At 33.1% G+C, this 9280-nt stretch carries 8 protein-coding genes, 1 tRNA gene and 1 pseudogene; 2 read left to right on the top strand and 8 right to left on the bottom strand.

The window, feature by feature from the left end; all coding sequences use genetic code 11:
- The 5 genes from K5Q11_RS01885 to gap form a co-directional block, all read right to left on the bottom strand.
- Positions 1-550, bottom strand: a 550-nt coding sequence (locus tag K5Q11_RS01885) for a hypothetical protein (RefSeq protein WP_220751027.1), incomplete at its 3' end; no start/stop codon positions are given.
- Between the two features lie 115 nt (positions 551-665).
- Positions 666-1985: a phosphopyruvate hydratase gene (gene eno / locus K5Q11_RS01880; protein ID WP_220751026.1), complete on the bottom strand. Its 1320-nt coding sequence runs from the start codon at positions 1983-1985 to the stop codon at positions 666-668.
- A gap of 110 nt (positions 1986-2095) precedes the next feature.
- Positions 2096-2851: a triose-phosphate isomerase gene (tpiA, locus tag K5Q11_RS01875; protein ID WP_220751025.1), complete on the bottom strand. Its 756-nt coding sequence runs from the start codon at positions 2849-2851 to the stop codon at positions 2096-2098.
- A 145-nt stretch (positions 2852-2996) separates the two neighbouring features.
- Positions 2997-4211, bottom strand: a complete 1215-nt coding sequence (locus K5Q11_RS01870) for a phosphoglycerate kinase (RefSeq protein ID WP_220727911.1) — start codon at positions 4209-4211, stop codon at positions 2997-2999.
- Between the two features lie 167 nt (positions 4212-4378).
- On the bottom strand, positions 4379-5389 hold the full coding sequence (gene gap / locus K5Q11_RS01865; protein WP_220751024.1) for a type I glyceraldehyde-3-phosphate dehydrogenase: 1011 nt from the start codon (positions 5387-5389) through the stop codon (positions 4379-4381).
- A gap of 222 nt (positions 5390-5611) precedes the next feature.
- On the opposite strand from gap, the gene K5Q11_RS01860 reads away from it, so the two are divergent.
- A tRNA-Arg gene (locus tag K5Q11_RS01860) sits at positions 5612-5683 on the top strand.
- Between the two features lie 108 nt (positions 5684-5791).
- Positions 5792-6388, top strand: a pseudogene (locus K5Q11_RS01855) (ATP-dependent Clp protease proteolytic subunit); the annotation flags it as partial.
- Between the two features lie 51 nt (positions 6389-6439).
- Here K5Q11_RS01855 and whiA read toward each other — a convergent pair.
- The 3 genes from whiA to rapZ are packed head-to-tail and all read right to left on the bottom strand — an operon-like array spanning position 6440 to position 9264.
- A complete protein-coding gene (gene whiA / locus K5Q11_RS01850; RefSeq protein WP_220751023.1) occupies positions 6440-7384 on the bottom strand; it encodes a DNA-binding protein WhiA in 945 nt (314 codons plus the stop codon).
- A gap of 6 nt (positions 7385-7390) precedes the next feature.
- Positions 7391-8383 carry a gluconeogenesis factor YvcK family protein gene (locus K5Q11_RS01845; RefSeq protein ID WP_220751022.1) on the bottom strand — a complete coding sequence of 331 codons (993 nt, stop codon included), beginning with the start codon at positions 8381-8383 and terminating at the stop codon, positions 7391-7393.
- Positions 8380-9264 (bottom strand): RNase adapter RapZ, encoded by an 885-nt coding sequence (gene rapZ, locus K5Q11_RS01840; protein ID WP_220751021.1) that lies wholly within the window; start codon positions 9262-9264, stop codon positions 8380-8382. Before rapZ ends, K5Q11_RS01845 begins: the two co-directional genes overlap by 4 nt.
- Between the last annotated feature and the right edge of the window lie 16 nt (positions 9265-9280).

Below are 9280 nucleotides of genomic sequence, written 5' to 3'. Positions count from 1 at the left end.
CTGCTACATCATTTGATTTATCTGCTTTTTCAGAATTATTATTTTCCTTACTGCTATGGTTATCTCTTGCATCATTATCAATTGTTTTTTGTAAATTAATGCACTTAATAATCAAAGTTTTGTTTTCTGAATCTAATATTCCATTTAATTGTTCAGAATCACATATCTTAAATTGATCATCTAATTTATATTTGAGGTTATAAGATCCACCAACTGAAATTTTACTTAAATTCTTTTCTAAAACTAAACTATTATAGTTATCCATATATTTAACTGTTAAATTAGTTTTATTTCCGTTATAAAGATAGCAATAAGTTCCGTTTAAAATAATACTTTTGTAAAAAGTAAATCCATTAATTTTTTTAACATCTAAATTATCGTCAAAAAAATCATCTTCGACTACCCGATGTCTTAAACCATCGTCATCTTGTACCGTCTTGATAATTCTTTTGCGATATTGTGCATTATCTGCACGAACAATAAACGATGAAAAACTTAAACTAAAAAATATCACTAACAAACTAAAAATCAATCTTTTTCCACTAAACATATCTATCCCCTATTTTTTATTGTAAGAATACATACGTTAAAAAATAAATCTAAAACTAAAAAAACATCGCCCAGAAAAATTCTGAACGATGTTTTTATATAATATTGATTAAATATTATTTGTTAATAATATTTTCTCTTGCTTCTTCACTTAAGTTGTAGAATGAGTGTACACCTTTGTAATCAGAAACGCTACCTAATTGGTCTTCGATTCTCATTAATTGGTTGTACTTAGCGATACGTTCGCCACGACTCATTGAACCAGTCTTAATTTGACCAGCATTTAAAGCAACAACTAAATCAGAAATAGTTGTGTCTTCAGTTTCACCAGAACGGTGTGAAATAACAGCTGTGTAACCAGCTTCTTTAGCCATTCTTACAGCTTCAACAGTTTCCGTTAAAGTACCGATTTGGTTAAGTTTGATTAAGATTGAGTTAGCAACACCCATCTTGATACCCTTACGTAGGTAATCAGTGTTTGTAACAAATAGGTCATCACCAACGATTTGAACTTTTTTGCCCAAACGTTTAGTAGCCATTTGCCAATCTTCCCATTCGTTTTCATTCAAAGGATCTTCAATAGAAATTATTGGGTATTTGTCAACTAAGCTTTCAAGTAAAGTAACAAATTCATCAGCAGAGTATGATTTACCATCACCTACTAATTCGTATTTCTTAGTTTCAGCATTGTAGAATTCAGAAGCAGCACAATCAAAAGCAATTGAAACATCTTTACCTGGTTTGTAACCAGCACGTTGGATAGCTTCAACTAAAATTTCAAATGGTTCTTCATTGTTCTTCAAGTCAGGAGCAAAACCACCTTCATCACCAACGGCAGTTGAGTAACCTTGTTCATTTAAAATAGCCTTCAAGTTATGGAATGTTTCTGAACCCATACGAATAGCTTCTTTAACACTCTTTGCACCAACAGGCATAATCATGAATTCTTGGAAGTCAACCTTGTTGTTAGCATGTTTACCACCATTGATAACGTTCATCATTGGTGTTGGTAGTAGATGTGCATTAAATCCACCAAAGTAGTTGTACAATGGAACACCTAATTCATCAGCAGCAGCACGTGCAGCAGCTAGTGAAACACCTAAAATAGCGTTAGCACCTAGCTTACCTTTGTTAGGAGTACCATCTAATTTAATCATAGCTTGGTCAATTGCTAATTGATCAGTTACATCGTAACCAACGATTTCTTTAGCAATAATGTTATTAACATTGTCAACAGCTTTAGTTACACCTTTACCCATGTAGCGACTCTTGTCACCATCACGTAGTTCAACAGCTTCGTGTTCACCAGTAGATGCACCTGATGGAACGATTCCACGTCCCATAGCACCTGTTTCGGTATATAGTTCTACTTCAACTGTAGGGTTTCCACGAGAATCTAGTACTTCTCGAGCGTAAATATCGGAAATAATTGACATTTTATTCTCTCCTTAATGAAAGTTGTTACCTCAACAAAATCAAGGCTAATTTCATTTTATTAGTTTAATGGCAAAGTTTCAATAAAAATTAATCATAAAAGCAACATTTTTTATTTTTGATAGTTTAAAAGCTTAAGAAATTTTTCAGGTTGCAAACTAGCTTTACCGGCTAAAACACCATCAATATCAGGGCACTGCATTAAATTAGCAACATTTTTATCAGAAACACTACCGCCATATAGAATTCTAACTTGATCAGCTATTTGTGGACTATATAGTTCAGAAATTGTAGTTCGAATTAATGAACAACCATCTTCAGCTTCTTCTTTACTAGCAGCACGACCAGTTCCTATTGCCCAACTAGGTTCATATGCAATCAATACTTTAGACATATCTTCTGCACTAACTCCTCGTAAGGCTTCAGATACTGGATTATCTAACCATTTCATATGGTGATTTGATTTAATTTTACTCATCTTTTCGTCACATCCAATAATCGGTGACATTCCATTTTTTAAAACAGATAGGACTTTTAAATTAATCATTTTATTAGTTTCATGAAAATAACGTCTACGCTCAGAGTGTCCTAGAATAACATACGATACTCCAATGTCTTTTAAAGTCATTGGACTAACTTCTCCAGTGTATGCACCACTATCTTTATAAAAACAATTTTGTGCAGCTATTTTTAATGGACTGTCTTTACTTAATTTAATCATTGAAGGTAAAAACAGTGGTGATGCTGCTATAGCTGTTTCTATTTTATCAGCATCAGGTAGTTTATCACTAACTATTTTCACAAAATTTTCAGCTTCTGATAATGTTAAATTCATTTTCCAATTACCAGCTATAAAGGGAATTCTCATAATATTCCTCCCTAATAATTATTTGCGCTAGTAACAATAGATTACATCAATATATATAAATATGGTAGTAATATATATTAAAATTAAAAGTTATTTAGTTTTTAAATAAAAAAAGCTTGATAAAATCAAGCTTTTTTTAGAAATATTATTTATCTGAAAGTGCAGCAATACCTGGAAGAGTATCTCCTTCTAAGTAAGCTAATGAAGCTCCACCACCAGTTGAAATATGAGTTAATTTATCAGAAACACCTAATTCTTTAACAGCGGCTGTAGAATCACCACCACCAACAATAGTAGTTGCTTCTTTTAAGTCACCTAAGAACTTACCAATAGCTAAAGTACCCTTAGCAAAGTTGCTCATTTCAAATACACCCATAGGTCCATTCCAAACAACAGTTTTGGCAGTTTTTAGAACGCCTTCAAATAATTCTACTGATTTAGGACCAATGTCCAATGCCATTTGACCATCAGGAATATCTTCACCAACAACTTGTGTTTCAACATTGTTATCAAATTTTGGTGCTACAACTGAATCAACAGGTAATACTAACTTGTCGCCAGCTTTGTCTAAGATATTTTTAGCAACTTCAATCTTATCTTTTTCAACAAGTGAGTTACCAATCTTATGACCCATAGCAGCGTAGAATGTGTAAGTCATTCCACCACCGATAATAATTTTATCAGCTTTTTCAAGTAAGTGGTCAATTACACCAATTTTATCTGAAACCTTTGCTCCACCTAAAATGGCAACGAATGGACGTTCTGGATTGTTAACAGCATCGCCTAAGAACTTGATTTCTTTTTCAATTAAGAAACCACCAGCTACAGGTTTGCCTGCAGCTTCCATTGCCTTAGCAATTCCAACGTTTGAAGCATGTGAACGGTGAGCAGTACCGAATGCATCGTTTACGAAACAATCACCTAGTGAAGCCCAGTATTCACCTAATTTAGGATCATTACCAGATTCGCGTTTTACTTGTTCACCATTTACAACATCTTCGTAACGAGTGTTTTCAACAAGAACAATTTCACCATCATTCATATTGTTGATAGCATCTTCTAATTGTTTACCTTCTGTAGCTGGAACAAAAGTTACTGGTTTATTAATTAACTTAGATAACTTTTCAGCAACTGGACGTAATGATAAACCTTTTTTGTCGTCTTCACTCTTAATTCTGCCAAGATGTGAGAATAAGATAGCCTTTCCACCATGTTCAATAACATAATTGATTGTTGGAAGTGCAGCAACGATACGGTTATCGTCACCCACAACTCCGTCAGATACGGGAACGTTAAAGTCCACACGCATCAATACTTTTTTATCTTGTAAATCTAAATCAGAAATAATTGTTTTAGCCAATTTAGATACCTCCCAAACAGTATAGTAGTAAAACATCTTTCTATCACAATATACTTCATTTGAATGATAAATTCAAAAGTTTTATATATTGTAATAGTTATTATATATAAAAATGGAGGAAGCAATTGCCTCCTCCACCGATTTGCTATTTAATTAATTCTTTAAAATTAAAGAGTAGCAAAGTGTAACAAAGTACGAACCATGTTACATGTGAATCCCCATTCGTTATCGTACCAAGCAACGGTCTTAACTAATTGAGTATCACCATTTTCTGTGATTTCAGTTTGTTCTGGATCAAATACTGAACCGTGTGAGTCACCAATGATATCTGATGAAACAATTGGGTCTTCAGTGTAACCGAAGGCAGGGTTGTTTTCAGTATGTTTCTTCATTGCTGAGTTAATGTCTTCAGCAGTTACTTTCTTGTCTAGAACAGAAACTAATTCTGTTAATGAACCATCAACAACACCAACACGTTGTGCGTGACCTTGTAAATGACCATTTAATTCAGGAATTACTAAACCGATAGCTTTAGCAGCACCACTTGAATGAGGAATAGTGTTAGTTGAAGCAGTACGGTTATTTCTGAATTTCTTACCTCTAGGGCCATCTAAGATAGCTTGTGTAGAAGTAAATGCATGAATAGTTGTCATAGTACCAGCTTTAAGACCAAAGTCTTTGTTTAACCAGTAAGCCATTGGTGCTAAACAACTTGTAGTACATGAACCAGCAGATACAATCTTGTCGTCAGCTGAAAGTGAGTCCAAGTTAACTTCTGGAACAACAGTCTTAATGTCACCAGCAGGTGCTGAAATTAATACTCGTTTTGCACCAGCATCTAAGTGAGCTTGTGATTTTTCTGCAGATGTGTAGAAACCTGTACATTCTAGTACAAAGTCAACACCATCATTTTTAACCCATGGTAGGTCAGCAGCGTTCTTTTCAGCGTAAACTGGAATTTCCTTACCGTCAACAACGATACCCTTTTCAGTAGCTGAAACTTCACTAGGGAATTTACCATGTGTTGAATCATATTTTAATAAGTAAGCTAGCATTGAAGGTGTTGTTAAATCATTAATAGCAGCAACTTCAATATCGCTTGAGTTTAGTTCGTGGATACGTTTGAATGCTAAACGTCCAATACGTCCAAAACCATTAATACCAATCTTTACAGTCATACTGTTTTCCTCCTTTTAGGAAATAAGATAAATATTATTTTTTAAGCAGTACGGGATCTTATTACCACTTTAAACTATGTAAAACGATAGCCAAAATAATACAATCATTTTCCGTACATGAATAAGTATATCAATGGTTTTTTTACTTTGCAAATATTAATTCTTTTATATTCAAAAACTTGAATTTTTATAGCTATTAATATACTCTAATTTAAGTGTATTGCACTTGTAGTGTAACGGATAGCACATAAGATTCCGGTTCTTATAATGAGAGTTCGATTCTCTCCAAGTGCATTAATTTTATAGTATAATAGTTTCAAGGCAGAATATTTGACCTTGATTGACCTATAAGATAAAATCATCACAGTTATGTGTTGATAATAAAAGCACAAGGAGGAAAACAATATGACTTTAGTTCCAACTGTTATTGAACAAACATCTGGTGGCGAACGCGCTTATGATATTTATTCAAGATTATTAAAAGACCGTATTATTATGTTATCTGGTCCAATTGAAGATAATATGGCAAACACAATTATTGCCCAACTATTATTCTTGGACGCTCAAGATTCAGAAAAAGATATTTATCTATATATCAACTCTCCCGGTGGTGTTATTACTGCTGGAATGGCTATTTACGATACTATGAAATTTATTAAAGCAGACGTTCAAACCATCGTTATGGGAATGGCTGCCTCAATGGCCAGTGTGTTAGCATCATCTGGTACTAAGGGTAAACGTTTTGCTTTACCACATTCACAAGTATTGATTCACCAACCTTCTGGTGGCGCTCAAGGTCAACAAACTGAAATTGAAATTGCTGCCGAAGCTATCTTGAATGCACGTAAAATGATTAATGAATTGCTTTCTGAAAATTCTGGTCAACCTATTGAAAAGGTTAACCAAGATACTGAACGTGATCATTACTTAACAGCTCAAGAAGCTGTTGATTATGGACTTCTTGATAGTATTATGACTAACAGTTCTGAACGCAAATAATTAAAATAATATATTAATAAAAAGACCTCAGTCATTTGACTGGGGTCTTTTTTATGCATAATCCATTTCTTTTTTAATATTCTCAGCAAAGTCATTTATTTTACGTAAGCGATGATTAATTCCAGATTTAGATATGGGACCATTAGGTAACATTTCGCCAAGTTCCTTTAAACTAACTTCTTTATTGTTAATTCTAGTAACTGCTACTTCATAAAGTTTTTCAGGAAGTTTATCCAGCCCAACGGAATTTTCAATATATTTAATGTTCTCAATTTGTTTTGTTGAGGCATTAGCTACCTTGTTCATATTAGCGTTTTCGCAATTCACTAATCGATTTACTGAATTACGCATATCTCGCATAATTCGTACATCTTCAAACTTTAGCATTGAATTAGTAGCACCAATTAATTGTAAAAAGTTAGCAATCTTTTCGGCTTCTTTTAAATAAGTAATATAACCACTACGTCTTTCAGTTGTTCTAGAATTTAATCCATAATTATTCATCATCTCTGAAATCATTTCATTATGATCTTCATACAAAGAATATATTTCTAAATGATAACGTGAAGTTTCAGGATTATTAACCGAACCACTAGCTAAAAAAGCTCCTCTCAAATATGAACGAACTTGTGAATCGTTTTTGAGCAATTCAGCTGGCACTCTTTCTAAAAGTTGTAATGTATTACTTAAAATACCTAAATCACTTAAAATATAACGAGTTTGATCTTTAATTCGAACAATATATAAATTGTTTTTATTCAGTTTCATTTTCTTTCTAACGATTAATTTACTTTCAACTTCATAAAATTTTAAAATTAATTTATATATTCTACGAGCAATCGCTGGATTTTCAGTTTGAATGTTCAAAACCACTTTGTGTGAGCCAATGGAAATTGAGCCATTCATCCTAATCAAAGCAATTAATTCAGCCTTAGCATTTGCTAAATGTACATCTAAGGTTGTTAGTTCTTTTTTTACCTCACTAGCATAAGACAAGCGTCTTCACTTCCCTTCTTGACCTAAAATATGCATGAGTTTTTGGGTAACTTTTTTACCATCATGAAAAGCTCCACTATTTTCTAATTTTAAGAAATTATCTAAAATACAATCACAGTTTTGCAACTCTAAACCCTTAGCGTCATGTTCCACTGGCTGTGATATTTCATCCCATTTTTTCTTATCAATATACATATCCGGTACTTCGGTTTGATTTACTAACACAACATCAATAACTTGTGCACCTAAGTAGTCATTTAATATTTTGACATGTTCAGCATCTGTTAAACCATCTGTTTCACCTTTTTGAGTCATAATGTTACAAATATAAACTACCTTAGCCCTAGATTTTAAAACTGCAGCTTTTAAATTTGGAATCATTAAATTAGGTAAAATGCTAGTAAAAACACTACCTGGCCCTAATACAATTTGATCAGCATTTAATATTGCATCAATGACGTTGGAATTAGCCATAGGAATTTTATCACTATTTTTAACTGATAAATGAAGATTCTTAATTAATTTATTAGCATGAGTAATTTCAGATTCTCCACTAACACGGGTTCCATCTGTGAAACTGGCGCTTAAAGTTAATGTATCATTGCTAGCTGGAAATACATGCCCTTTGATGTGCATCAATGTACTTAGCGTTGCTACCGCTTCAGATATACCACCATATTTTTCAGATATGGCTGTAATAATCAAATTCCCTAAAGGATGTCCAGCTAAAAATCCATCGCTTGCACCAAAGCGATGTTGAAAGATATCTAATTGAGCTTTGGGTAATTTAGATAATGCTACTAATACATTTCTAATATCACCTGGTGGAACTGCCCCTGCACATTCCCTAAGCTTTCCTGAAGAACCGCCATCATCAGCAACCGTAACAACTGCCGTAATATCTACTGGCTCATTTTTTAATTTGTCTAAAATGACTGGTAATCCGGTTCCTCCACCAATAACCACTACTTTAGGCATACTTTCTAAAGGACTTTTCATTTATTATCAACCGTCCTTTCAGATTTACTCAAATCACGATGACTTACATGGATACTTTTAAACTCATTAGATAAATTACTGGCTAATTTTTCAACAATTGCAACTGAACGATGCTGACCACCAGTACAACCAATTGCAATTGTTAAACTAGGTTTACCCTCTTTTTTATACCGCGGCACTAAATAGGAAATTAAGTCATATAATTTATGATAAAAAACTTCGGTATCTGGTTGCTTAAAGACATAATCATATACCGGTTGATCTAATCCCGTCAAATACCTCAATTTATTGTCATAATATGGATTTGGTAAAAATCTAACATCCATAACTAAGTCAGCATCAACTGGTAAACCATATTTAAATCCAAAAGACATAATTTGAATATCCATGATGTTGCTATTTTCATTATTAAATTGTTTTTGAATTGCTTTACGTAATTGATTAGGTGACATGCTACTAGTATTTACTACTTCTTGAGCAAAGCCCTTTATATTGTTCAATAGTTTACGTTCTTTGACAATACCATCTAAAATACGCCCTTGTCGATCCATTGGATGTGAGCGCCTTTTTTCTTTATATCTTGAAACTAACACATCATTGCTAGCATCTAAAAAGATAACATGAAAGTTATTATTGGGTTTAGCCAAATCAAAAAGAGTGTCCACAATTTCATTGTGAAACACTTGTGAACGTAAATCCATAACCAGAGCAATTTTATGAATTTTACCTGAAGAGTGTACTAATTCAATAAACTTAGGTATTAACGATGGTGGCATGTTATCCACGCAAAAATATCCAATATCTTCAAAGGCTTGGACTGCAACTGTTTTACCTGCACCACTCATTCCTGTAATTACAACTAACTTTTCTTTAAATTTCATAGTAAAAGCTTCATAA

The sequence above is a fragment of the Apilactobacillus xinyiensis genome (genome assembly GCF_019656235.1).
In the GTDB taxonomy this organism is placed as follows: domain Bacteria; phylum Bacillota; class Bacilli; order Lactobacillales; family Lactobacillaceae; genus Apilactobacillus; species Apilactobacillus xinyiensis.
Note: the sequence above shows the minus strand (reverse complement) of the source record. Positions and strands in the feature narration are given on the sequence as shown.

Coding starts and splice junctions, on each gene's coding strand:
- eno (WP_220751026.1), bottom strand. CDS start 1,985: ATGTCAATTATTTCCGATATTTACGCTCGAGAAGTACTAGATTCTCGT.
- tpiA (WP_220751025.1), bottom strand. CDS start 2,851: ATGAGAATTCCCTTTATAGCTGGTAATTGGAAAATGAATTTAACATTA.
- gap (WP_220751024.1), bottom strand. CDS start 5,389: ATGACTGTAAAGATTGGTATTAATGGTTTTGGACGTATTGGACGTTTA.
- K5Q11_RS01845 (WP_220751022.1), bottom strand. CDS start 8,383: ATGAAAAGTCCTTTAGAAAGTATGCCTAAAGTAGTGGTTATTGGTGGA.
- rapZ (WP_220751021.1), bottom strand. CDS start 9,264: ATGAAATTTAAAGAAAAGTTAGTTGTAATTACAGGAATGAGTGGTGCA.